The 26,861-nt window shown below is 43.5% G+C and carries 18 protein-coding genes; 4 read left to right on the top strand and 14 right to left on the bottom strand.

Annotated features, from left to right (window positions below):
• Positions 1–211: 211 nt before the first annotated feature.
• The 6 genes from acnD to JMX96_RS10525 all read right to left on the bottom strand — a co-directional run bounded on the left by acnD (position 212) and on the right by JMX96_RS10525 (position 9,010).
• Positions 212–2,845 carry a Fe/S-dependent 2-methylisocitrate dehydratase AcnD gene (gene acnD / locus JMX96_RS10550; protein WP_201569107.1) on the bottom strand — a complete coding sequence of 878 codons (2,634 nt, stop codon included), beginning with the start codon at positions 2,843–2,845 and terminating at the stop codon, positions 212–214.
• Between the two features lie 307 nt (positions 2,846–3,152).
• On the bottom strand, positions 3,153–4,280 hold the full coding sequence (gene prpC, locus JMX96_RS10545) for a 2-methylcitrate synthase (RefSeq protein WP_201568967.1): 1,128 nt from the start codon (positions 4,278–4,280) through the stop codon (positions 3,153–3,155).
• A 92-nt stretch (positions 4,281–4,372) separates the two neighbouring features.
• On the bottom strand, positions 4,373–5,029 hold the full coding sequence (locus JMX96_RS10540) for a DUF2059 domain-containing protein (protein ID WP_201568966.1): 657 nt from the start codon (positions 5,027–5,029) through the stop codon (positions 4,373–4,375).
• A 100-nt stretch (positions 5,030–5,129) separates the two neighbouring features.
• Entirely contained in the window at positions 5,130–6,023 is an 894-nt protein-coding gene (prpB, locus tag JMX96_RS10535; RefSeq protein WP_114700000.1) for a methylisocitrate lyase, read from the bottom strand.
• A 384-nt stretch (positions 6,024–6,407) separates the two neighbouring features.
• The gene (locus tag JMX96_RS10530) at positions 6,408–7,694 is read right to left on the bottom strand and encodes an NRAMP family divalent metal transporter (RefSeq protein WP_413786743.1); all 1,287 of its coding nucleotides are present in this window, start codon (positions 7,692–7,694) and stop codon (positions 6,408–6,410) included.
• 284 nt (positions 7,695–7,978) lie between these two features.
• Positions 7,979–9,010, bottom strand: a complete 1,032-nt coding sequence (locus JMX96_RS10525; protein ID WP_201568965.1) for a LysR family transcriptional regulator — start codon at positions 9,008–9,010, stop codon at positions 7,979–7,981.
• Between the two features lie 234 nt (positions 9,011–9,244).
• Between JMX96_RS10525 and JMX96_RS10520 the strand changes: the two genes are divergently transcribed.
• Both JMX96_RS10520 and JMX96_RS10515 read left to right on the top strand, forming a co-directional pair.
• Positions 9,245–10,249, top strand: a complete 1,005-nt coding sequence (locus JMX96_RS10520) for a hypothetical protein (protein ID WP_201568964.1) — start codon at positions 9,245–9,247, stop codon at positions 10,247–10,249.
• A 161-nt stretch (positions 10,250–10,410) separates the two neighbouring features.
• Entirely contained in the window at positions 10,411–10,863 is a 453-nt protein-coding gene (locus JMX96_RS10515) for a hypothetical protein (protein ID WP_201568963.1), read from the top strand.
• A 310-nt stretch (positions 10,864–11,173) separates the two neighbouring features.
• On the opposite strand, the gene JMX96_RS10510 is transcribed toward JMX96_RS10515, so the two are convergent.
• The 7 genes from JMX96_RS10510 to JMX96_RS10480 all read right to left on the bottom strand — a co-directional run bounded on the left by JMX96_RS10510 (position 11,174) and on the right by JMX96_RS10480 (position 21,888).
• The gene (locus JMX96_RS10510) at positions 11,174–12,340 is read right to left on the bottom strand and encodes a TauD/TfdA family dioxygenase (RefSeq protein ID WP_201568962.1); all 1,167 of its coding nucleotides are present in this window, start codon (positions 12,338–12,340) and stop codon (positions 11,174–11,176) included.
• A gap of 256 nt (positions 12,341–12,596) precedes the next feature.
• Entirely contained in the window at positions 12,597–15,377 is a 2,781-nt protein-coding gene (gene ppc / locus JMX96_RS10505) for a phosphoenolpyruvate carboxylase (protein ID WP_201568961.1), read from the bottom strand.
• 160 nt (positions 15,378–15,537) lie between these two features.
• On the bottom strand, positions 15,538–16,995 hold the full coding sequence (locus JMX96_RS10500) for an alanine/glycine:cation symporter family protein (protein WP_201568960.1): 1,458 nt from the start codon (positions 16,993–16,995) through the stop codon (positions 15,538–15,540).
• A gap of 67 nt (positions 16,996–17,062) precedes the next feature.
• Positions 17,063–18,550 (bottom strand): aldehyde dehydrogenase, encoded by a 1,488-nt coding sequence (locus JMX96_RS10495; protein WP_201568959.1) that lies wholly within the window; start codon positions 18,548–18,550, stop codon positions 17,063–17,065.
• Positions 18,551–18,602: 52 nt separating this feature from the next.
• Positions 18,603–19,466 (bottom strand): 4-hydroxy-tetrahydrodipicolinate synthase, encoded by an 864-nt coding sequence (gene dapA, locus JMX96_RS10490; RefSeq protein WP_201568958.1) that lies wholly within the window; start codon positions 19,464–19,466, stop codon positions 18,603–18,605.
• Between the two features lie 100 nt (positions 19,467–19,566).
• The gene (locus tag JMX96_RS10485) at positions 19,567–20,829 is read right to left on the bottom strand and encodes an NAD(P)/FAD-dependent oxidoreductase (protein ID WP_201568957.1); all 1,263 of its coding nucleotides are present in this window, start codon (positions 20,827–20,829) and stop codon (positions 19,567–19,569) included.
• 69 nt (positions 20,830–20,898) lie between these two features.
• Positions 20,899–21,888: a proline racemase family protein gene (locus JMX96_RS10480; RefSeq protein WP_201568956.1), complete on the bottom strand. Its 990-nt coding sequence runs from the start codon at positions 21,886–21,888 to the stop codon at positions 20,899–20,901.
• 234 nt (positions 21,889–22,122) lie between these two features.
• On the opposite strand from JMX96_RS10480, the gene JMX96_RS10475 reads away from it, so the two are divergent.
• On the top strand, positions 22,123–22,920 hold the full coding sequence (locus JMX96_RS10475) for a helix-turn-helix domain-containing protein (protein WP_201568955.1): 798 nt from the start codon (positions 22,123–22,125) through the stop codon (positions 22,918–22,920).
• A 54-nt stretch (positions 22,921–22,974) separates the two neighbouring features.
• Here the strand turns inward: JMX96_RS10475 and JMX96_RS10470 are convergent, their stop codons facing one another.
• The gene (locus tag JMX96_RS10470; RefSeq protein WP_201568954.1) at positions 22,975–24,240 is read right to left on the bottom strand and encodes a tyrosine-type recombinase/integrase; all 1,266 of its coding nucleotides are present in this window, start codon (positions 24,238–24,240) and stop codon (positions 22,975–22,977) included.
• Between the two features lie 1,356 nt (positions 24,241–25,596).
• Between JMX96_RS10470 and JMX96_RS10465 the strand changes: the two genes are divergently transcribed.
• A complete protein-coding gene (locus tag JMX96_RS10465; RefSeq protein ID WP_201568953.1) occupies positions 25,597–26,352 on the top strand; it encodes an inovirus-type Gp2 protein in 756 nt (251 codons plus the stop codon).
• The last annotated feature ends 509 nt before the right edge of the window (positions 26,353–26,861 follow it).

Below are 26,861 nucleotides of genomic sequence, written 5' to 3'. Positions count from 1 at the left end.
ATATTTTGCATAACTTGTACAATATATAGTACATATTACGTCATTGGTTAAGTAAACTCAATATTTACCTACTATCTAGTACTTAGGAGTAAGTAACAAAACTCAGTGTATAGAACGCAAAAGCAAATAAAAGCCGATGTCATATAAAGTTATACAACATCGGCGATCTTTATACTTTACTGCTTATCACGCTAAAACTTACAGGATAGCCTTAGACGATATCAAGCGTACCTTCGATAAACTCTTTAGCAAAGCGTTGTAGCATACCGCCAGCATTGTACATTTTAACCTCATCAGCCGTATCTAAGCGGCAGATAATCGGCGTCTCAGTGGTACTACCATCGGCACGATGGATCACTAAAGTCATCAACCCGCCAGCCGAGACTTCGCCTGTGACATCAAAGGTTTCCGTACCATCGATATTTAGCGTATGGCGAGTCGTGCCTTCTTCAAACTGTAAAGGCAGCGCGCCCATACCAACTAAGTTTTGACGATGAATACGCTCAAAGTCCTCGGCGACGACGGCTTCTACGCCAGCGAGACGCACACCTTTGGCAGCCCAATCTCGGCTTGAGCCTTGACCATAGCCATCACCTGCGATGATGATAAGCGGCTGCTCACGGTTCATGTAGGTTTCAATCGCTTCCCACATGCGCATGACTTGACCTTCTGGTTCGAGGCGCGCCAGTGAGCCTTGGACAACTTCGCCATCTTCATCGCGTACCATTTCGTTCAATAGTTTAGGGTTGGCAAAGGTGGCGCGTTGCGCGGTTAAATGGTCGCCGCGATGGGTTGCGTATGAGTTATAGTCCTCAGCAGGCAAGCCCATAGTATCGAGATACTCGCCAGCTGCTGATGAGCCAAGAATGGCGTTTGATGGTGACATATGGTCGGTTGTGATGTTATCACCAAGGACTGCAAGCGGACGTAAGCCTGTCAGTTTATTTTTCTTGGCCATTTTTCCTTCCCAATACGGCGGACGGCGAATATAGGTCGTCATTTCACGCCAGTCATACAATGGGCTTAGTGCCTTACCTGTGTCTTTTTTGGCTTCATCAAACATTGGGATATATACCGCATTGAATTGCTCAGGCTTAACAGCCGCCGCAACAATGGCATCCACTTCTTCATCATCAAACCAGATGTCTTTTAGATAGACGTCATTGCCGTCTTGGTCTTTACCCAATGAGTCTTTTTCGATATCAAAGCGGATGTTACCAGCGATGGCATAGGCGATAACCAATGGCGGCGATGCCAAAAATGCTTGCTTGGCATACGGATGGATACGGCCGTCGAAGTTACGGTTACCAGATAGAACTGCTGTGGTAAATAAATCATTATCGATGATTTCTTTTTCGATATCAGGGTCGAGCGCACCGCTCATGCCATTACACGTGGTACAAGCGAAGCCGACCACATCAAAGCCAATTTCTTGCAACTCTGGCATCAGCCCTGCTTCTTCTAGGTACATCTTGACCGTTTTTGAGCCAGGTGCGAGTGACGACTTTACCCAAGGTTTTCGTAATAAGCCTTTGGCGTTCGCATTACGAGCGACAAGGCCTGCGGCTACCATGTTGCGTGGGTTTGAAGTATTAGTACAGCTGGTAATAGCAGCGATAATAACCGCGCCATCTGGCATCAAACCGTCTTTTGGTTCAGGCAATTTTTCGTCAGCGCCATGAGCGATACCTTTGGCAACCAAGTCAGTAGTTGATACACGGGCATGTGGACGCGACGGACCTGCCATATTACGTACGACTGATGACAAATCAAACTCAAGAACACGTGCGTATTCGGCTTTTTCCATACCATCAGCCCATAGGCCCGTTTGCTTGGCGTATTGCTCAACCAATTTAATCTGTTCCTCAGAACGACCAGTCAAACGCAGATAATCAGTGGTTTGCTCATCGATATAGAACATCGCGGCAGTGGCGCCATATTCAGGCGTCATATTGGAGATAGAAGCACGATCACCGACACTTAGCTGGCGTGCACCGTCACCAAAGAATTCAATATAGGTAGAGACCACGCCTGCGTCGCGTAAGAACTCAGTCATCGCCAGTACGAGATCCGTACCAGTGATGCCTTTTTGTAATTTTCCCGTTAATTTGACACCCACATAATCAGGCAGGCGCATATAGGATGGGTTACCCAGCATGACGCTTTCGGCTTCTAGACCGCCAACACCGATCGAGATTACACCTAGTGCATCGACCATCGGCGTGTGGCTATCAGTACCAACTAAGGTGTCGGCAAAAGCGACTTCTTCACCCGCTTTATTATGCACGACCTGTACGACAGGTGACATTTTTTCTAGGTTAATCTGGTGCATAATGCCATTACCAGGCGGTACGACATTCACATTGTCAAAGGCATATTGGCACCAGTTAATAAAGTGAAAGCGGTCATCGTTGCGGCGCTCTTCAATCGCACGGTTTTTCTCAAATGCGTCATCTTCGAAGCCTGCGTGCTCAACGGCCAATGAATGGTCAACGATAAGCTGAGTTGGCACGATAGGGTTTACCTTAGACGGATCGCCGCCTTGTTCAGCGATGGCATCACGCAAACCTGCCAAATCAACAAACGCGGTCTGACCTAAGATGTCATGACATACCACGCGGGCAGGGTACCAAGGAAAGTCTAGGTCTTGCTTGCCTTCGATATGCTGCTTTAGCGCATCGGTTAACTCTTCTGGTGGGCAACGGCGTACTAGGTTTTCACACAATACTTTTGAGCAAAATGGTAGCTTGTCGTACGCGCCAGCTTCGATACTCTCGACGGCCTCGCGGGTGTCAAAGTAATAAAGGTCAGTACCGGGAAGTGGCTTTTTGAATTGTTCGTTCATTGGTTGTACTAGGGCGTTGTCCATAAGTCACCTTTGGCTGTTGGCTAATTATAATAAGTAGTTAAGCGTTGATACTGGGTAAAAATTCATTCCTTTAGCAAAATCATCGTTCGTTATCATAGGCTTTGCTAAAGAAGCGATATCGAAAATTAAAAGGGCGTGGTCTATAAAAAAGATAGCGTATGACGATTAAACCTGCAGAGATCATAGCAAGGCTCAATCATCATACCTGTATCAGCTAACACTGCCGCTAGCTGATAAGATTATTTAGCACAAATCATCTTAATAATTGCTAAATAACAGCCGTTTAACGAGCACTCATATCTGGTACAGGACGCAGCTCTTCACCAGTATATTCCGCACTTGGACGAATGATACGGTTGTTAGCACGTTGCTCAAACACGTGAGCGGCCCAACCAGTCAATCGTGAACAGACAAAGATAGGGGTGAATAGCTTGGTTGGAATACCCATGAAGTGATAGGCTGATGCATGGAAAAAGTCAGCATTACAGAACAGTTTCTTCTCGCGCCACATGACCTCTTCACAGCGTACTGATACTGGATACAGCACTTCGTCACCAACATCCGCTGCCAGCTTTTCAGCCCAACCTTTAATCACGACATTGCGTGGATCTGACTCGCTATAGATTGCATGACCAAAGCCCATGATTTTGTCTTTGCGTGCCAGCATAGCCATCATTTCTGTCTCGGCTTCATCCGCTGAACCAAAGCCTTCAATCATATCCATCGCGGCCTCATTAGCACCGCCATGCAAGTGACCACGTAATGAGCCAATCGCGCCTGTGATACAAGAATGAATGTCAGATAAAGTAGAAGCACAAACGCGAGCGGTAAAGGTTGAAGCGTTAAACTCATGCTCTGCGTACAAGATAAGAGACACGTTCATCACTTTTGTATGTAGCTCGTTTGGTTTCTCACCTTTTAGCAGATGCAAAAAGTGGCCGCCGATGGTGGCGTCATCTGTATCGGTCTCGATACGCACATTGTCGTGGGTAAAGCGGTACCAGTAGTTGATAATCGATGGGAAGGCAGCCAGCATACGGTCAGTTTGATCGTTTTGCTGAGCAAAATCAGTTTCGGTCTCAAGGTTACCGAGCATAGAGCAGCCCGTACGTAGCACATCCATTGGATGCGCATCGCTTGGGATACGTTCAAGCACGTCTTTTAACGCTTGTGGTAGGCTACGCAAGCTTTTGAGCTTAGTTTGATAAGCATCAAGCTCGCTTTGAGTAGGCAAATTGCCGTATAACAGCAAATAAGCCACTTCTTCAAAAATACATTTATCTGCCAGCTCTGATACATCATAACCGCGATAGGTCAGACCAGAGCCTGATTTGCCAACGGTAGATAGAGAGGTTTTACCAGCGACTTGTCCACGTAGACCTGCGCCTGAAAGTTCTTTTTGTGCTGCCATGTTTACATTCCTTTTGTTGGTAGCTTGTTTGAGTGAAAACGATGTTTCTGATAATAAATTTCTTGGTTAATGACTATAGCGCCAGTTTAGCGTTATGCAGGCTGTTCAGGCTGTGGACCGTCTAAATCGACCTTACAGCGCTCAAATTCAGCTTCAATAGGGCCATTTAAGACTTCCATTGCGCTGCCTTCGCCTTCTGCATTGTTGATCTTCATATATTTGGCACCCAGTGGTGACTCCATAAATGTCTGAATCTCAGTCATTTCTTCTGGGGTAGGGTCAGCCATTGGCGTTGCTACTTCTTCGCCATTCATGACGCGCAATTGCTCATTGCCAAAAGCAAGCAGTTTTTTACCTACATCCGACATATAAAAGTCATCTAATTCTTTTAACTCCGCATCGGTAAACTGACTCTTATAAAAACGATCGACTTCCGCTTTACCCAAGTCTTTGTCACGTGATTCAAGGCAGCTGACTTGCTCTTCACTGAGCGCACCACTATTGATAATTGGTGCAAACAATAGGCCGTTGACGGTATCTAGCGTAATCGTCGTCATAATCAAGTCGTTTTGAGCATTAGTCTCTGAAGGTGCAGCTTCGCTTTCGCTAACCACAGTTTCGCTCGTATCACTGGCAGTATCGTCAACGGTTTCTGGTGTTTTATCACAGCCCGTCATGAATAACAGCGCCGCTAGCGTGCTACTAAGTAGTGAGGATTTGACAACCGTATGAGCAGTAAAAAATGGCATAAATAACCTAAAGATAAATAAAGACGGATTTTGAAACGATAAAGCACACAGAGATGGTTTATCGTTTCGGCGTTGCTACTTGGCAATTATTAGTTATTAGCTACTTATTATCAGCAAATAGCTTGTCTAGTGTCTGCTCAAACTCATGATAGTTCAAGAAATCATAGAGCTCCATGCGAGTCTGCATGGTATCGACGACTTTGTCTTGTGTGCCATCATCTAATAAGTGCTGATAAACGTTCAATGCCGCTTTGTTCATAGCGCGGAAAGCGGATAGTGGATATAGCACCATCTCGACACCCACACTATACAACTGATCGGTGGTATATAGATCTGTCTGACCAAACTCTGTCATGTTTGCTAGTACCGGAATATCCAACACATCAGTGAACTTACGATACATCTCGATATCAGTTAGCGCTTCTGCAAAGATCATGTCTGCGCCAGCTTCTTGGAAGGCAACGGCACGTTCAACAGCAGCGTCCAAACCTTCTACTGATAGGGCGTCTGTACGAGCCATCACCACAAAGTCAGGGTCAGTCTTGGCATCTAGTGCTGCTTTTAGACGATCAACCATCTCTGAGATACTAACGATTTCTTTGTTAGGGCGATGACCACAACGTTTTTGTGCCACTTGGTCTTCGATATGTACTGCCGCAACACCTGCTTTTTCCATCTTTCTGATGGTTTGAGCGATGTTGAACGCGCCACCAAAGCCAGTATCGATATCAACCAATAATGGTGTATCAACGGCATCGGTGATACGGCGAGCATCTTCTAGTACGTTATCAAGGCTGGTCATACCTAGATCAGGCAAGCCAAATGACGCATTGGCCACGCCAGCACCCGAGAGATACAACGCTTGGTGACCAACTTGGGTCGCCATCATCGCTGTATAGGCATTGATAGCGCCTGCAATCTGTAATGGCTGGTTGTTATCATTTTTTTGAGTGAGGGCACTGCGAAAGCGCGCGCCTGCTGAAGATGAAGTCATATGATTGTCCTTACATGGAGGGAAAATATTCTAATTGTTGTAGCTGATTATACTCAATTATTCATGTCTGAAAAGTTTGAGTTCTCAATTAATATTTAATTTAAATAATAATTGTATGTAGTATTTTTAATAGTATTCATAATTTAAATAGCATTATGCATTTATTGGTAATTTCCTATGATAAGTATTCATATTGCTTAAAATTACAGCTTTTAGAATCGTCTATTTTTTACATTTAGTTACAATTACTAAGTTTGCTACTTCATGATTACTGTTTTATTAATTTAACGACAATCATCAAAAAGCCCCAACAGCTAGGCTATTAGGGCTTATGTTTCACTTAAATAAGAGTGTTAAGTGCTGAGTTTTAAATTAAGCAAAAGCTTAAGCAAATAAACCTGCCATATTGGCCAAGAACAATAACGCGAAACCTGCTAAGAATATCAAGCCTGCGATAGACAGGGCGTTCATACCTGCTGACAGTTTCTTATGCTTTTTAACCAATGAGTAGTTTAACCAACCAAAAATAGGCGCAGAGACGAACGCTGATATCATGGCAAATTTAAGCATAGCGCCTAGTTGACCTGTGAAGAAAGTGATAATTACTAGACCACCACCGATGGCATAGGTCGTCCAAAAAGCGATTTGCTTTTTATTGATTTCGCTTTCACCTTTTAGCAGGCGCCAGCATTCAGCATTAGCACGTCCATAGCCATCAGCACAGGTGATGGTCGTGCCAAACATACACATAAAGGCGACGAAAGCGACCAGCAATCTCGACCATTCACCAATGGTTGCGGTATACATATTGATTAACTGGTTGATATAAGCACCGCCGACCAATTCAATCTCTTGTCCTGATCCGTACTGGACAAACACACCTAACGATAAGAAGAACAACGCCAATATCGCTGAAACTGCATAGCCAACGTTAAAATCTAACAAGCCTTGGCTATGCGTGGTGTGATCTGCTTTGACTTTGGCAGAGGTCCACATAGAGGTAATCGCTGCAAACTCTAGCGGTGCTGGCATCCAGCCCATGAGTGCTACGATGAAGCCCAACGTGGCTAAATTCCAAGGAGAGGCCGCCACAAAATCTACTGCCATAACGGTTGGCTTGCCAGCAGCAATGATAACTGCAGCAACGGTTGCCGTGGTAAGCGCAATCATAATCCACTTAGTCACACCATCGAGCAACTTGTAATGCCCTGCAATCAAAAAGAACCAAGAGACTGCGACGATAATGAGAGATAACGCCATTGTCGACAGACCAAGTGAGGCTGGCAACATAAAGCCCAAAATTACGGCAGCAATAAGTGAAACCGCACCCGTACTAATAACCGCTGACAAGATAGAAAGAATAAAATATACCCAAAGATATACCTTTGAGCGTTTGGCATAGCCTGCAATCAAACTCTCGCCAGTATCGTAGACGTAGTCAGTTGCGAAGCGAAAAAACGGATACTTAAACACGTTGGCCAATACAATCATAATGGCCAGTTGCCAGCCATAGATAGCACCGGCCTGTGTTGACGAAATCAAATGCGAACCACCAATGGCAGCAGTTGCCATCAAAATGCCTGGGCCAAAGATGCGCCAGCTAAAGCCCTCTTGTTGCGAGGCAATGCTATCGTCAGGGGCACTTGGGTTGTTGAGTTGTTGTGTGGACATGAATACCTCGAAATGGTTAAAACAGCAAATTATCACTTACCTGTGTCAGCTTGCCAATGATCATGAAAGAACGTCCTATAAATCGTCTAAATATAAAACGATTTACATCGTATCGACTTTATCACACCAACACTGTCTAGGAGAATGATTATTCTAGTTATTATTACTATTTGTTTGCATTGCTATTCTTGTTAGTTAGCATACTTATAAAATAATATCAATATTTAAAATGAATTATTTTTGGCGGTTCTTTATAACACAATATTCATCGGATATCTGCCCATTTAGGCCTGTGACACAAAATTTTGCTGCCGATAAGTGATGCCGCGCTGTTCGTAGACGTGATAAATGGCTGTGAGCAAGTCAGGTATTTTTGGGTGTACAAAGTCTTTGAGGGTGTGTAAATAAATAGGGGAGGTGACATTTTCATGAACCAAACGTTGGTAGCTGATCTGTTCCGTACGTACGGTTTGCAAGCTGGCAGGCACCAATGTAATGCCTTCGCCTGCCGCGACCAGCCCCAATGCTACCTGCAAATCGCTGACTGTCGTGGTCATAAAAGGTGAGATGCCATACTGGGCAAAAAGATGTAGTAAAGGCTCAGTAATAGGCTCGCTAGCGCTAGATGATGCTTCATGAGTAGCAGCACGGTTGACTCTATCTGTAGATAACTTGTCGCTCGATTGGGTTCCTGTCTCTGTCGTCACCGTGGACGATACTGGCAAATGTGTTTGATGGTATAAAATTAAGCGATTGTTCGCTAGATCTATCAAGCGCTGCTTACGTACATTGGCAAGCGGGTGTGATTTTGGCAATGCCACCACATAGCGTTCATGACGTAGCAGAATCTGCTGAATCCATGGATCTTGATGGGCAAATCGGCCAAAGCCAATATCAATCTCACCAGACTTGAGGGCATCCATTTGTTGATATGAGCTAATGTCTTTTAAATTAACGTCGATATCAGGGCTGAACTGTTTAAGCGTGGCAATGATTTCAGGCAACAGGCCATATAGTACTGAGGGCACAAAACCTATATTTAAAACGCTGCTGGGTGCTGATAGACGCTGAGTCATACTAGTCACAGTATCAATCTCGGTCAGTATCGTGCTTATTTTATCGTAGAAAAAACTGCCCGCTTCAGTCAGATGTAGTGGTCTGTGGTAGCGATCAATAAGCACCACGCCCATGTCAGTCTCTAACTGTTTTAGCAAGCGACTCAGACTCGGCTGTGACAGTCCTGTCTTGGTGGCGGCAGCGCTAAAGCTACGTAAGTCGGCAACCGCGATAAACGCATTAAGCTGTTTTAAATCCATACTATTGAGCCTGTCATAGTCTATGCTATCTCTACATAGATCAGTTCTTAAGGTTGGTTTATCATATTATTTAGAATAGTTCTTATCAATATTAGCGCTATCCCATAAATTGTGCTTGAAGATAATAGGTCGAGCAACTATATTGTTGGCTAATAACACTGTTACACTATAGTAAGAAAATTCATTCTAGCAATCATTTAACACCAGTAGAGAAAACTGGTTTGGTATTATTCTATGAGCGACGAAAAAGAAGACGCTGGCACCGATTTTGATGGAAAATTGGCTAGAATTATTGACCAAAAGTCGCGTAAGCGTAATAACAATGATATCTATGAACGCTTTATTAATCGAGTCCATGGTTCTGAAGAGAACGATCAGGCTGCGTTTGAAACACTAGAAAGTGCAAAGAACCTTGCCGCTTTCGAACCCTTGAGCACAGAAGAGTTGCAGCTGTTTGAAGATCAAAGCAGTGAACAAGAATTATTGCTAGAAACAGAAGATGCTACAGCAGAAAACATTCCCTCTAAAGCCTCAAATACAAGTACATTATTTGAAAATGTATCTGAAAATCATGTGCTGAATATCGCTAATGATAGCGACAGTATTAGTATCGATGTCAATGATGTCAGTTCAGATACAGAAGCCTCAGAGTATATAGAACGCAACAATATAGATAGTAGCAATCAAGCAGAGTCACCCTCTACGATTGACCATAGTGAATCTATCATAAATCAGGTATCGGATGATTCTTTAAACATCGAGAATGTGTCTGAATCAGTTATCGAAGAGCCAGTCATAGACAATAAAGTGATCAAAAGCAAGAAATCTCTCATGATGGCTATGGTAATTGGTTCAGTAGTATTGGTTGCTATTGCATTAATGCTTGTATTTTCAGGAGTCTTATCTACTTCTGCGGTTGATAGTATAGACAACAGCACTGATAGTAATGTAGAGACAGACAGTACACCAACTGTTAGTGCTAAGCCAGAACTGTCTACTGATAGTCAAACAGCTACAGATGACGTTGACCCTGTAAGTACGCAACCAGCCACTACTCAGCAAGATACTTTGGACAACAATAGACAGGACCTGCCAGCTGCTAATGAATCAGAGTCAACTTCTGAAGATCCTACACCAGAAATTGATGCCACTGTTATAGCTACTGAGGAAGCTGCCATAACTTATGAGGACTTTAGACAAGAGTCACAGACTACCTTATACCGCGAAACCAATGATTAAAGGATTTACGTTTTATACCATTTCAGACGGTTAGATAACCGTCTATCAATTTATTCGAGCGCTCGTACCAGAAACTGTTGCAACACAATATAAAATTCGTATCATTATGTAAAAGGCATGGTTCTGTGCCATTGATGATATGAATTATATGGTACGTAACTATGAACGACTCAGAAAACGTGAATAATGATATCGAGCCAAAAAGCATCAGACCCCGTAGTCTTGTTCTTGCTATTATCAGTGTCATCTGTATTGTTCTGATATCTGCCTTCTATATGTCTAACCGTATCTCTTCCACGCTATCTCAAGCGTCGACGACTAATAAGGGTTTAACAGTCAGCAATATTACTAAAGAAGCTAATGCTAATCAGACTGTACAACAGCATTCGGATAGCCAAAATCAACCTAGCAGACCTATAGTTATTGACGGTCATGAAGATGACACCGCCATTAGCTATCATGACTTCAAGCAAGAAGCGCAAAATGTGCTATTTCGTGAGGAAGAAAAGATCATACAAGCTAAGTACAGTACACATAGTATGACGCCTGCTGTCAGCGCTGCAGACTTTAAGATAGAAGCACATAAAACCTTATATCGTGAATCCAGTTATTAGAGCTGCTATTAGCGCTATAAGATTATAATGATAACTATAAGTCAGTAAGTGAATAACCTTAAGCTCCATTACTCTTCTCTAAACATGAGAGAAGAGGAATGGGGCTTTTTTGTGGGCTCAGTGCTCCATGCTTTAGCATGGTTTTATTTGTGAAAGGTCGTAAAGCTGCTTGATAGAACGTTTATACTTTCCATGAGGGAACATGAAGGAAGCAGATTAGAGTCATCAACAGACACCGAGGCCAAGCACTTATGCTCTTGCTCTTTATATTACAATCACAATCACAGCATCAGTTAGCTTTCAGGTCGTGTTAAGCCAGTTGCTTTTTAAGCGTTCTTAAACGGCTCTTAAATTCTGAGCGGTCAACATAACAGCCTTTGAGACGACGCTCACCGACGTTTTCATCAAATGCGTTACGCCCATGCAGGACTCGGCGGTTATCAAAAACTACCATTTGACCCGCTGCTAGTTTTAACTCAATCTTATAGCGAGCGTCTTTTAGTCGAGCCATCAGCTCTCGATAAGCAAGGTAGTAGTCGTACATAACGTCACTTGGCAAATCAAAAACATCTGCAAGATGCGCGTTGTATTTGATTTCCACAATATTGCCAAAGTTGTCTAAATTGATGACGGGATGGTGCTCACGGATATCATGGGCAGTGTCATGAAAACGAAAGGGGATGGCATATTCTGCAAGCAAGCGAAAATACTCAGGCTGCTCTTCTCGTAACGCTTCTAACACCTTTAGCCCGTCTACAAAAGTAGATTCGCCACCTATGCTTTCATTACTCAAAAAATGCAAAAATTGATAGCCTGGAGGCAGTTCCTGATTTGGCAAGTCGGTATGCAACGGTAATGATAGCGAGGTATAAGCTAAATTAATCGGCGACTTTTCTGATATCACATCGAAGGTCATGCCAAAATTGGTCTGCCGCAGGTAATCGACTCGCATGGCTGTCTGCACACCTGCATCAGCGTCATCTGGCATATTATCAATAATGGTAAGCCCATATTTATCCAGCGCACTCATCCACTCATATAAAGCGCTGTCACTGGTCATGATGCTCTGTTGGTCATACATCGGAATGTGGTCAATAAACGTGCCATCCCAGCTTTCATAAGGACTGCTATGGTCCTTGGCCAATGCACTAGAATACCCAAACTCACGTAACCAGCTTTGTTCAAAATGGCTAATATGTGCTTGTTCTGACCATTCAATCGTTAGCGCTGTCTCATCAAAAGAGACGGATAGCGGATGGATATCTTTTGAGACACTCAGCAAATAAAAGCTACGCTCGCCAGTGTGCGGATGAAAAGCCGATGGGCAGTTATCACGCAGCCAGATATAGTGATACGTACTGTCGATACCATCATTCCAGCGTATTTGAATGGCGTGATCAATGAGCGCAACGGATTCTATTTGATAGTCAGTTGCTACGGCGATGTCTAGAGATGATGCTGATTGAGGCGTTTCCATTGGAGCAGACCCTACATATACATGAAGTAAAAATATATTTTACGGTATCTTGTTCGGATCGGTTATTCAAACAATGAATTACGAATCACCTAATAGGCAATATCAATCAACGTAGTACTAAACTGCGATTGATATCTGGTGAGATATTTTTGAAGGGTTTTGAATAATATTAAGGCTTCGCGAACGAAGCCTTAATATCTGCGACAATTGGTATAAGCTTTTTATTTATCCAAAAGCTACTTATCGAAAAGCTACCTTAACCAGTATTTCGTAACCCTGCAGCTAGCGCATTGATACTACGGATTAATGGATCTTCTACATTCAGGTTGCCATGTGCCGAATCGTTCGGGGTGTCCTGTTGTCTGGCACGCTTTAACAGCTCAATCTGGATATAGTTAATAGGATCTAGATAAGCGTCTCGCCACTGCAAGGATGAAGCAAGATTCTGCTGATTGGACAATAAAGAATCTTGCTCAAGCAGAGAGTTGAGACCCGAATTGGTCAGCGTGTGTTCATCAGTGACCGCTGTCATGATTTTTTCGCGTAACGGCTCATCATCACACAGTTGGCTATAGGCCTCGGCAATATTCATATTGGCTTTGGTAAAAGCCATTTCGATATTGCTGATAAATACGCTAAAGAAAGGCCAATGCTGATTCATCTCTTTCATCAATGCTTCGTCTTTTTTGACGCTATCCAGTGCACTACCGACGCCATACCAAGCAGGTAGGGTAAAGCGTGCCAATGACCAGCCAAATACCCAAGGAATCGCTCGCAAGGTGGTTTTACTTGGTAGGCCTTTTTTGCGATGGGCAGGACGTGAGCCAATGTTTAATAACGAGATTTCTTGTACTGGGGTCACCTCGGAATAGAATTTATAAAACCCTTCGGTATGATCGGTCAGCTCGCGATAGCGTTGTTCACCTGCGTCTGCTAAGCGTGCAAACAGCGCTTCATACTCTGGCAACTCAGTCGGTTGTACCACAAACCTTGTTGAGCAGGCTTTGAGTGTACCTGTAATAGCCATGGTCAGCTCAAACACGGCTGTATCCGTATTGGCATACTTGGCATAGAGCACTTCGCCTTGCTCAGTCACTTTAATCTGACCATGTAGCGTGCCTGCCGGCTGTGCAGCAATGGCTTTGTGCGTTGATCCACCACCACGGCTCACTGAGCCACCACGACCATGGAACAAGCGCGTTTTTATGCCATATTGCTCAGCAATGTTATTAATGGTTTGCTGTGCGCTATAAAGCTGCCATGCTGACGTGATAATACCGCCGTCTTTTGATGAGTCTGAATAACCCAGCATAATCTCTTGCGTGTTGTCCGTGTTTTGTAGCAGTCCACGATACAGTGGATTGTCTAACACGGCAGGTAAAATCTGATCAATATTTTTGAGATCTTCGATGGTCTCAAACAACGGCGCAACTGGCAAATCAGCAGACAACTGGCCTTCGTCATCGATTCTGCATAAGCCTGCAAACCGCATGAGCAGCAATACTTCTAGTAGCTGGCTAGCATTATTGGTCATCGAGATCACATAGCTACCAAAAGTAGCCTGTCCCACCAGTTTGCGTAGAGTAGCGACCGAATTCATCAGTGACAATTGCTCACGCGTTTTGTTTGTCAGGTTATCAGTATAGATAAGCGGCGTGCCTGGTTTTTCTAGCAAGCGCGTCAACCACTCTTGACGTTCGGTTTCGCTTAGCGTCTGATAATCAGGCAGGTTGGAGGCACTAGCAAAGATATCTGCGATCACTTCACCATGGTATGACGACTCTTGACGGATATCGAGCGCTGCCAAATGAAAGCCGCAAGTTTTGACCAAACGAATGACATCTAGTAGTAATCCTTCTGCGTGTGCCGTATCGTGTGTATTGACACTTTGACGGATAATGCGCAGGTCTTCTAGTAATTCTTCTGGATTAGCATAGGCATCTTTTTCAGCTTCGATATCCGTGCCTTTGCTCTGGATGCGGCGATTGGTGGCTTTGACTTTAGTCAGAATGATAGAGAGCAGGCGACGATATGGCTCATTGCCATAGTCATCGAGGTTATAGTCAAACACACGCTGATCGAGCTCATCATAACTTTTGATTTTGGCATATACGTCAGGTGAAACGGTGACAATAGTGTCACTATGAATCAGCTGGCGGCGCAGTTTTTTGAGTAGCACTTGATAGTGACGCAGCACGGTATCAGCATGCATCAATACGGCAAGTTCTGTGGTCTCAAAAGTCACAAAAGGATTGCCATCTCTATCACCACCAATCCATGACCCAAAGCTCATAAACGCAGGCAGTGGATAGTCTGTGAGCTCTGGATAGATGTCGACAATGGCTTTTTTGATATTACGATACACTTTAGGAATGGCATTGAACAAACTGGCATTAAAGTAATGCAGGCCATTGTTAATCTCATCATATACCAACGGCTTACGGGTGCGCACTTCGTCAGACGACCATAATAGATCAATCGTTTGCGCAGTTTGTTCTTTAGCTTGCTCGTAGGCGAAGCTGTTTTCAGACACGTTATTTAAAGCATCACTATGTGTGAATAGACTTTGTAAGATATTCATCGTAGTACGGCGACGCGCTTCGGTAGGATGCGCCGTAAATACAGGTGTAAACTTTAGCTGATCAATCAGCTCTTGCATTTGGGCAGGTTCAATATTGCGCTCGCGGCATTCAAGTAAGGTACGACGAAATGATCCTTCCCAGCTTTGCTCAGACTGCATACGCAGCTCATGACGCTGCTCACGCAAGTAATTCTCTTCGCTTAGATTGGCTAGGAAAAAATAGATAGAAAAGCCGCGTATGACGTTTTTTAAGGTTTGATTGTCCAAAGAAGCAATAAAATCGATAAGCTGCTGTTTATGTGCCTCATTCGGCTCACGACGCTGTTGAATAAAGCCTTTGCGCAGCGTCTCAATCGTATCTAACGTCTGCTCACCAGATTGGCGAGAAATAGCATCACCTAATAATGAACCCAACAAGCTGGTGCGTCTACGTAGTACGTTGTTATCTAGTGTCATCTTCAACCTTCCTATCAAATGAGTGGATACAATACTATGGTTATCTTATACGTAATATCCTTATGGTTTTTTGCAATTTAACATAAATAGGTGAGGCCTGCTTGATGTTGATAGCAACTTTTTTACTAGTAGATATTAGCAGACCTCTAATGCACTATTATTAAAGCGATTTTTTATGACCATGCTCATTGCTATATTCTATCCAAAAGTCCGCATTATCCACTCCAGCCTTTCTAGGGTCAAAGACAGGGTTTATACCTAATTTCATCTGCTCGTCGTAGTCTTTTAGAACTTTTAGAGCAACTTTACTTAGCAGTAAAATGGCAATGAAATTCAGGTAGCACATACTGCCAAACCCTATGTCACCTAACGCCCACATCATACCGATTGACTGAACACTACCAGTGAAACAAACGATTAAAAATACCAGTTTGAGTACATGCTTGAGAATGGGGTAGCGCAGTTTATTGTCCAAATAGACCAACGTAGTTTCGGCGATATAGTAATAAGCAACCAAGCAGGTGAAAGCGAATAAAAAGATAGCAATCGCAACAAAGCCACTTCCATACTGGTTAAAGACAGTAGATACGGCGGCTTGGGTAAATGCCGTACCAGCTTCAATACCAGGCATATTATCAACTAGGGTTACACCTTCAGGGGTCACCACGTTATACATGCCAGTTGATAGAATCATCAACGCTGTTGCAGTACAGACAAGCACCGTATCGATGTAGATAGAGAAGCTTTGCACTAAGCCTTGTTTGGCAGGATGTGATACTTCGGCTGCCGCTGAGCTAAAGGTCGCCTCACCAGCACCCGCAACGTTTGAGAAAACAGCACGGCGTACGCCCCAAGAGATAGCAGTTCCAACCATACCACCAAACACTGCATCCATGCCAAAAGCACTCTTAAATATAAGTGCAAACATTGCAGGGATATTTTGAGCGTTAAATGCCAATACAATCACCATCATGAGAATATAACCGATTGCCATGACAGGTACGACTTTTCCTGCAAAATTAGCAATACGCTTCACACCGCCAAATATAATGATACCTAATAGTACGACAAGGATAATTCCTGTTACAACGGGCGGTATATTAAATGCTGTATTAAAAGAGTCCGCAATGGTATTGGCCTGAACACCAGGCACTAACACACCGTAAGATAGACAGGTCACGATAGCGACGATGATAGCAAAAGGTTTTAGCTTCAATCCTCTTTCAATATAGAACGGGGAGCCGCCACGATATTGATCACCGACCTTATGTTTGTATACCTGCGCTAAAGTAGACTCAATAAAAGCACTAGCACCACCTAACACACCCATGAAAATCATCCAAAATACCGCGCCAGGGCCACCTGCTGCAATGGCTGTTGCAACCCCAGCGATATTACCCACACCAATACGTCCTGATAGCGCCATACAGAAAGCTTGGAAGGAGCTAATCCCAGCTGATGAGCTTTGTTTGTCGAACAACAGCCTAATCATTTCTTTGAAATAACGGATTTGTACGGCACGAGTCATAATCGTAAAATATATGCCGACACCTAACGCAAGATAAACTAGGGCGTCACTCCAAATATACCCGACGATAGTATTGATGATATTTTCCATAACTTTACTTCCTTGTAGTGTTTTCGGTTATGCTGACTTGGGCGTGGATAGCGGACAATGTCAGTTTTTAGTTCACCAACCAGATAGTTTTGGTTTGGGTATACTGGGACAACGCCTCTAAGCCATTGTCACGACCACCGAAGCCAGATTGTTTATAACCACCAAAAGGTGTCGTAATGTCGCCTTCAGAGAAACCATTAATCGAGACGGTACCAGCTTTAATAGCAGATGCCACGCGGAATGCGCGATGGATGTTTTGTGTATAGAAGGATGCAGCAAGCCCATAATTACTCTGATTGGCGAGCTGAATAGCTTCCTCTTCGGTTTCAAAACTTGTGACAGCTAAAAGTGGGCCAAAAACTTCTACTTTAAACAGCGTCATATCCGGGCTGACATTATCAAAGATGGTAGGCTCGATATACCAGCCACTACCGAGTTCATCGTGGATACGTCCACCTGCGATCAAACGAGCACCCTCCGTTTTTGCAGTATTGAGATGCGATATTACCTTTTCAAAATGCGCCTTTTCGATCATTGGGCCAATAGCGACCTCGGGATCGTAAGGATGACCAACCTTCCAAGACTGAAGACCTTTTTTTAATAGCGTTAACAATGCTTCTTTTTGGCTAGAATGGACAAGTAGACGCGAACCACAGCTACAGTTTTCGCTCATATTCCAAAAAGCAGCGGATAAAATATGCTCGATGGTTTGTTCATTGATAATGGCATCCGCAAAAACGATTTGAGGGCTTTTGCCACCACACTCTAAGACCACTTCCTTGAGATTGCTTTGTGCAGAGTACTGTAGAAACAGTCGACCGACTTCGGTTGATCCTGTAAAAGAAACCATATCAACATCCATATGCTGACCGAGTGCCGCACCTACTTCTTCACCAAGCCCACAGACTAACTGCAACGCCGCTTTTGGCACGCCAGCCTCGTACGCCAATTGTGTTAATCGATATGCTGAGAGCGAGGTCAATTCAGCAGGTTTAACAATGACTGAGTTGCCGGTTATTAATGCGGGTGCAACTTTCCATGCATACATTTGTGCTGGGAAATTCCATGGTAGTACCGCACCCACTACACCGATAGGCTCTTGTACCACAAGGCCTAGTGCATCAGCACCAGTAGGAGCAACCTTGCCAAAAACTTTATCAGCCGTTTCGGCGTACCATTCAAAGGTTTCAATCGTAGCGGGCAGGTCAGTGTTGAGACATTCCGTAATAGGCTTGCCTGCATCGACGCAATCTAAGGCAGCTAACTCATCCATATGCTCATGCATTAACTGACACCAGCGCTGCATGATAGCTTTGCGCTCTGCAGGAGACATCCGTCGCCACTCACCATGTTCAAAAGCGTCTCGGGCTGCCGCGACCGCCGTATTAACATCTTGCCGACTCCCATTAGCAATGCTACCTATGCAGGTATTATCAATAGGGCTGTAGTTAGGAAGTGTTGTCTCGGATACTGGTGCTGTGGTATCTATTAAATGGCCTGCCCAAAGCTTTTGGTTGCTGGCGAGTTCGAAGACTTGCGCTGTGGTCATACTCATTAGATTATCCTTTTCTATACAATGGTAGGAACGATAAGAATGGTGCGATGTATCAAGACAGAAGTGCTAAAAATGCCTGAGCCTCTTCTTTTGACATATCAGTCAAAGGTAGTCGTACTGACCCAACATTAATGCTCCCGTTAATGCAGCCTGCTTTGGCTTTTTGGTTATAGTTTCCAGACTCCATAGAGTGGATAGCAGGATACATGGCTGTCATCAGCTCCTTAGCATGGTTCCAATCGCCTTTTTGTGTGGCTTCAAACAATGCGACTTGTTCTGCTGGAAATACGTTAGCCGCACCAGCGATCCAGCTCTTAGCACCCCAAAAGAAGAAATCTACTGGTTGGTCATCACAACCACAAACCACTTCAAAGTTTTCAAAATCAGCCTGTAGCATACGTAATGCATGGCTAAAATCGCCGCTGCTTTCTTTGACACCTACAATATTGGGATGTTTGGATAAATGCGCGACGGTTTCAAACTCAATGCTTACACCGACGCGTGCTGGAAAATTGTACATAATGATAGGTAGGTCAGTGGCATCAGCGACGGTTTCAAAATGCGCAATAATACCGTCTTGGTCTGGTAGGCTATACGGATTGGCTGATAACATTAAACCGTCGTAGCCCAAATTGTTGGCTTGGTGAGCAAGTTCGATAGAATGATTGGTCGATAAACTGTTGATACCTGCAATCAGAGTGACTTTGCCTTTGGCAGCGTCAGCGATAGTGGTCAAAACCAGTTCACGCTCTGCAGGCGAGAACGTGTAGTATTCACCCGTTGTACCGCAAGCTACGATTCCGGTAACGCCTTTTTCTACGAATACATTGACCAGTTCGGTTAACTTTTGAGTATCGATATCTCCATTAACATCGAAAGGAGTAACGATAGGGACTAAAACGCCATGAATGTTCATATAAATATCCTTATTTGGAAGTAAAAGCCGTTAGTAAGCCATGAGCTATTAGCGACGTTGTTGGTTCTATGAGTTGTCATAGAGATAAAATGTTCGATTATTATTTAAAAGATTTACGTTTGAAGCGGTTTAGACGATAGGCAGTAGGATCTACCATGGCAGTATCGCCAAAATACAAAGCCGCGATCATCTGTGCGCTTACGACAGCTTGGGTCAGACCTAGATGCTGATGACCAAAGTTTAAAAAGACTGAATTACGTCTATCTATGATGGGTAGTGAGTCTGCTGTAGAAGGTCTAAACCCCATCCATTGCGTATTGCTATCACTATCTAGTGGGGTCTTTAGCATTGCTTGAGCTTGTTTCAACAGCATATTCGCACGGTTCATGTTTGCTGGCGCCTCAAGTCCTGCATACTCAACAGTGCCAGCCAAGCGCAGCCCTTTTTCCATCGGCGTCATAATAAAGCGGCGATCCATGCTAGAAACAGGAATGTTGAGACGCTGGCTTTCGTTAGGAAGCATCAGGTGATAGCCTCGCTCTGTATCCATTGGTACTGAGACACCTGTTAGCTGTTTGGCTAAGGCTTTGGAATGCGCCCCTGCGGCGAGCATAACCTTGTTGGCGTGAAGCTGCTTTTGTGTCGTCGTCAGACGAATACCATCAGTTATTACTTCCGCGCTCAGAACACGGCAATTCTCATAAATTTGACCGCCAAGCGATCTAAAAATAGTGCTTAATTTATGGGTAATGGCTTCTATATTGGTGATATGACCTGTCTCTGGAAAAAACAAAGCACCCAGTTGATTGTCTTTTAACGCAGGCTCAAGATCTGTCAATGCTGACTGTGAGAGTAGGCTGTTAGAGACACCTAAACTATTTAAGCGTTGGCCGTGTTCAGTCAGCATTTTTAGACTGTTAGGTGTCTCTGCGGTTAAAACAGATCCTTGTATTTGTACCCAAGAATGTAACTGCCACTCTTTGGCAAAATCTTGCCAAGCTTGAAGGCTCTGTGCATTTAATGCCAAAAGCGCTTGGTGACTGCGTGCAAATGGTTCGGTACGCATATTAAGTAATAACTTGAATGCCCATGGTGCTAAGCGTGGAAGGTAGCGCCAATCTATACGCAGAGGCCCTTCAGGGTTGAGTAGCATGGCAGGAACATGTCGTAAGATACTGGCATCAGCGATAGGGAAAACCTGTTCAGTGGCAATGTGACCTGCGTTGCCATAAGTTGCACCGCGAGCAATTTTATCGGCTTCCAAGATTGCAACTTTTACCCCGCGAGACTGTAGGGTAACCGCAGCACATAGCCCGATAATGCCACCACCGATAATATGTATATCAAACACTTGTGTGTCCATGAGAGTCTCGCTTTTCTTACCTTACTGAGCAGTGATTGGTTACTTCCTAAAAGCTATATAAACTGGTATCTATAAAGAAATACCCCATTTGAACGGATCGCTGTCTTGAACGATGAGTGAGGTCTCTGCACATACGTAGGCGTACCCTCGGATCGTGGGGATAATAGTATTGATAGGGTTGTTATGAAGAGGACTATGCTTACTAAGCACATCAATAGGCTGATAGCTGGCACTAAAGACACTGCCAATGATGCTTTGCTGATACCAAGTCTCACCAGGTGCGAGTACATTGTCTGCGGCTAAGCAAGCCAATTTGGCACTGGTTCCAGTACCACAAGGAGAGCGATCGTAGGCAGATCCAGGGCATAATACGAAGTTTTTGCTGTTAGTGCCGGCGAGATCGCTCTTGCCAAAAAGTTCTATATGATCAATTTCGCCATTGTCAGCACCCGTGATTCCAGACTTATGAAGTGCTTTTTTAATCTGTATGCTAAATTGAGTAAGCGCCTTAACATTATTGGCTTCAATAGCCTGCTTATGATCGTTGACTAAGAAAAACCAATTACCACCCCAAGCGATATCTCCATAGATAGGACCGATATCAGGTACTTGAACTTCTACTTGTTTTTGGTAGCGATAAGAGGGGACATTCTGGACGCTACAACTACCATCATCATGTAAGGTTGCTTTAACTAGGCCTACGCTTGTTTCTAGATAATGATCACCAGCGGTTATTTTTTGTTGATAAGCTAGAGATGCAATAACGCCGATAGTGCCATGGCCACACATACCTAAATAGCCATGATTATTAAAGAAGATCACGCCAGCCGTGGCACGAGGATCGGAAGGCGGGCACAAAAGCGCTCCGACAAGCACATCATTACCACGAGGTTCTAGGATAATACTTTGACGTAAATGATCGAAATTCTGTTTGAAGTCCTGAAGTTTTTCTTGAATAGATTGCCCACTAAGCTCAGGAAATCCTGCATACACCATACGAGTAGGTTCACCGCCAGTATGCGAATCAATAATCTTAAGAGTGAAAAGCGTATCAAACATGACTGCCTACCTGATTCATCCGTGAGTTAATATACTGTTAGCGTTATTCATAAATGAACAAGGCGCAAATATAGAATGACGTTTTTCAGAAAAGCAGTCTTGATGTTTTTATATGAATAAATGCGCATTTCTGCACAGGTTATAAAGATATTTAGGAGTATAAATATTGTGTAGCACCCTAAAATAATTGAAAAGCTCAACGACAAGCTTGAGATGCTATATGGGAATATACCGATGCGGCCGTTAGTATTAGAAGTACCTACAAAAGAACTGTCAAAACACCTACAGACGTATCAACCAGCCAATTTTGATGAGTTTGTTGGCAATATATCGTTATTGATGCCTCTATTTGATACTATGAAAAATGTGGTATTTTTTGTTAAAGATGACCAAGCATGCTATCGATTAGTCAGTAAAACGCTCATTAGACGTAGCGGGCTTAAAAACAAAAAAGCACTAATAGGACTGACTACAGAGCAAGTATTTTTGAAGTCTCAAGGCAAGGATTATCTCAATCAGGATCTTAGAGTGTTAAGGGAAGGCAGGGAGATTATTGATAAACTAGAACTTCATAGCTATGCATCAGGACAGCTGGGATGGTGTATCACGCAAAAAATCCCCGTCTATGATGTAAAAAATCATATTGTAGCAATGGTAGGTATATCAGTAGATATTGATGAAGATAACGAGCGGATATTACGCAAACACGCTCGATTGGCAAGCGTAGATCAATACGTACGAGACAATCTTGATCAAAAGATTAATATTGGTCAATTGGCGAAATTGGCAAATCTTAGTCAATCGCAATTGGAGCGTACCTTCAAAGCAGTACTCAATATGTCACCCATTCAGTTTGTACAAAAAATGCGCTTAGAGCATGCCATTCGACTATTAGCGAATCATAAGCTAACAGTGACTCAAGTCTCCTTAAATTGTGGATATGGTGATCATAGTGCCTTTAGTCGACAGTTTAAGCAGTTTACTGGCATGTCCCCTGTGAACTTTCGTAAAATACATTTCAAAGAACCATAAATAAAAGCAAAAAATATGGTTCTTGACTCTAAAATAACTCTCTAACGACTCCAACTAACGACTCCGAAGCTCGTCTATATAATCTGCCCAATCTTGCATCATCTGTACCCTAGTATCGATTTCATCGAGTCTGTTGTAAGCCCCGCCGTGTGTGTCTTTTATCCTGTGACCTAGCTGTAATTCTGTGACGATATCAGAATAGCGTAGCTCAGGCTGTTCCATGAGCAAAGTTTTAGCCGATGCTCGAAATCCATGCGCACATTGCACGTCTTTATATCCAAGTCGGTGGAATATCTGTACCAACGTCGCTTTACTAATATAAGCATTGCTTGAACCGCGCATCGAGGCAAATACATGCTCTTTATATCCTGTAATTGACTGGATGTTTCGTAATCGCGAAATTACTTGCGTGGCTAAAGGAACAACTAAGTGCGAGACCATATCGTCACGACCTTCGCCCTTAGTCGGGGAGAATGCCCATGTATTATTGTCCCAATCGATGTCATTCCAACGCATTGAGCGCAGATCGATGCTACGTACAAACACGTAAGGTAATAAGTTCATCGCCTCTAATGTGATCTTACTTGCACCTCTAAAATCAGACATATCCTTTAAGAGAGTCGCAAATTGATCTGGTTTGGTGATGGCTGGCAAGTGATTGCCTGAATTGGCAGGTGCAAGCTCACCACGGGTATCGACTGCCACATTTCTATCACATAATCCTCGAGCAACAGCGAATGAAAAGACTTTTTCAGTATATAGACGCGTGCTTGCACCAACGAAAGTTGCTTGATTTTCATTGTTTTGGATAGACTCACACACACTCAGTATCATCTCACTGGTGATATCGTCCATTCTTAAATCACCAATTTCTTGGCACATATATCCTAGACATAAATCCCAGAACTTGAGGGTTGACTCACTGTATGACGGTTTTTTAGATTTACTTTGAGTGCGACCTGCTGTTTTGTGTTCTCGCCATGCTTTGGAAATCTCAGAAAATGGTGCGTTTTTTAGGTGAGTATATTTATTGGTTTGCTCTTTTTGCTGGATAGCTTTAGGGTCAGAGCCTTTTGCGACCATATCAAGAATGGTGTCTGCTTTATATTTAACCTCATGGAGACTGACATCCTCAATCTTACCCAACATCATCCTAGGACGTTTGCCCTCGATATGCGGATGGGAATAACGTAAGTAGTATTCCTTTTTGCCATTTGGATAAATACGCAGACTTAAGCCAGCTACACCTGAGACACTGACAGAATAATCTTTGTCGCGGCATTCTAGCTTGTTGATATCGTTTGCTGTGTCGATAGCCATAATGTATATCAGCCATATGATAATTAAGGTTAATGATAGGTTTATGATTGATGACTTATAAAAAGTCTCTTCTGTAGAAAAATACAGAAGTATTGGACACTGTCATGGACACTGGTATTCGTTAGTATTTTTAGTAAAACCTTATATAATAATACTTTTAACACTAAATTATCCCCAAGGTTCACGTGGGGATAATTCTAGTGTCCATTTCTCAAAGCACCTGAGCGGATTATCACAGCCAAAACAATCACTGATGATATGAGCTAAAACAGTGCCAAATTGTCACAGATAAGCCCACAGTGCGATTTTAGGTGCAAAGATAAAGATTGATACCTGATAACCAGTCAAAGTCGCTCAGAACGCAAATTTGAGCCACTGGGATAAAGTAGAATTTTCAACAGAGAACAAAAAACCCCATTCACCACTTGACGGATGGATGGGGTTTGTCGTTTAATCAGGTCAACGGTTACAGCGTGTTGGGGAACATACTGTAACGATAATATAAGCATTCGCAGTGCATTATAAAATCAGCATAAGCCCGTTATGGGTCTATTCTAATTCAAATCACCGAAACTATTCAAGTTCAATCGTTTATTAATCGTTACTCAAAATCCTCTCTCACTGATAACTGTACCCTCCAAACGGGTGGCAGGACTCATGTGACGACAGCGTTTGGTGATGGGTTAAGTCTGCAACTGGGGTTACTGAACAGAGCAGACAGCGCAATGAGTGTTTATATTGTTTCTCGGTGCGGTATGTTGGGTGTATGCCCTCGCTAGCATAGAGAGCTTGTAAAGGTCATGAGCGTGTTCAGGCGGTGCTATCAACCGTAATCATGACAGGATTGGCTTGATACAGTGACAATCCCCTGATGACGATACCGAGCGATTGACGGGTAATCTAATTCAAGGCAACAGCTAAAGTGTTCACAATCTGATTGTGGGTGCTTTAGGGTGAGTGTTGCCTGAAACTTCTCCTCGCTCAATCTGGGCAATCAGAACAAACGAATATCCTTTCACAGCAAATAAGCCCTCAGATTGGCTCAGGTAGTGTTCTAGGTTGAATTCGATACTTAGGTACTACAAACAGCAAAAACATCACCATAAGCCACTCGTTGATAAACAGAGATAAAAACACTGTTTAGAATAGATTAATGAGTTATAATGTCACAGTTCCTACATAGAATAAAATCATATAATATAGGTCAAGGTTACTGCTGATGGGCTACAAAGAAAATAAATTTAGGTCGGTAAATATTATTATCCTTGTGTTATTCATCATTATTCTTTAGTCAAAAGAGAGATTAAGCAGTGGTACTCCCGAGGGGACTCAATTATGGTTTGATAAGGTCAAAAAATGCGACAACAGACAAAAGAGAATTTCATAAAATTAGGTGGTCGAACATTGCCAATTAATACTTGGAACGGCTCAAAAGGTTGTTATGTTGAAATGCTCAAGTCGATAGATGAGCAAATGACGGCTATGTTATCTCATCATGACAAGGTACTGATGGTTCGTCTTGATGTTCATGTCCATGACCGATTGGCAGACAATGACATCATGACCGACTTCATCGACAGAATGAGGCGGTGGGCTTGTGGCAAGTACAAAAAGAATAAGCGTCTTGGGTTCGTATGGGCTAGGGAATTGAGCAGTGACAAAGGGCTGCATTATCACTTGGTACTACTTCTCAATGGTGACGTGGTGAAAAGTCATTACTATGTTCTCGAAAAGGCTCAACAAATAGCAGCACATCATGCTCACAGAGGCTATAGAAGTGTTCCCCATTTTGGTGACAACCCCATGCACATGATGATAGATAGAGACGTTCAGGGTGATTATGAAAGGGCGTTTGAGTGGGCATCATACCTTGCTAAGACTCGCACCAAAGACAATAAGCACAGGTCGGACAGAGCCAATAATTATCAGACAAGCCGTATCAAGCCACGATTGAACGAACATGGCGATATATTCACATCAGGCGATGACTACAAGAAAGCGATAGCAGCCAAAGCAAATCGTGCGAAGCAGGTCACACCAAAGACCACAGCCACAGATAAACCAGTTCACATGATGACCGATGACGAACGACAGTTACCGTTATTTGCCTAATGATTTAGATAACCCTGAGCGCAAACTATGCCCAAACTTGCTACTACTTCAAGCCTGAGCAATTATCCAAAGCTGAATATTTCACGCTATCGTGACCAGTTGAGGCAATCAGGCAAGGCAAGCAGCATTGAGCTGAATTACTCATATCGCGGCAAGTCCTACAGATATTCTGTGCAGCTAACAAGAACACCATGCAACTATGGCAACTTCCGCCATTGGTGGTTATGTCCTTCGTGCAGCAAGCGAGTATCAGTGTTGTATTGTGCAGGTGCTTACGTCTGTAGGCATTGTCTGAACGCCTCTTACGGCTCACAGCTACAGCAACCAATAGACCGCCTATTCAGTCGTGCAGGGGCAATCAGAGCGCGTCTAGGTTGGGTGGCAGGGATAGCACATGGTTACGGTGAACGACCCAAAGGAATGCACCACAGCACGTACTACAGGCTATTGAATGAGTATGACAAGCTAGTGAGGCAGATATGCGGAGTAAGTATGGAAATGTTAGACAA

The organism is Psychrobacter sp. JCM 18900, assembly GCF_904846625.1.
GTDB lineage: Bacteria > Pseudomonadota > Gammaproteobacteria > Pseudomonadales > Moraxellaceae > Psychrobacter.
The sequence above is the reverse complement of the archived record's forward strand: the minus strand, read 5'-3'. Positions and strand labels throughout refer to the sequence as shown.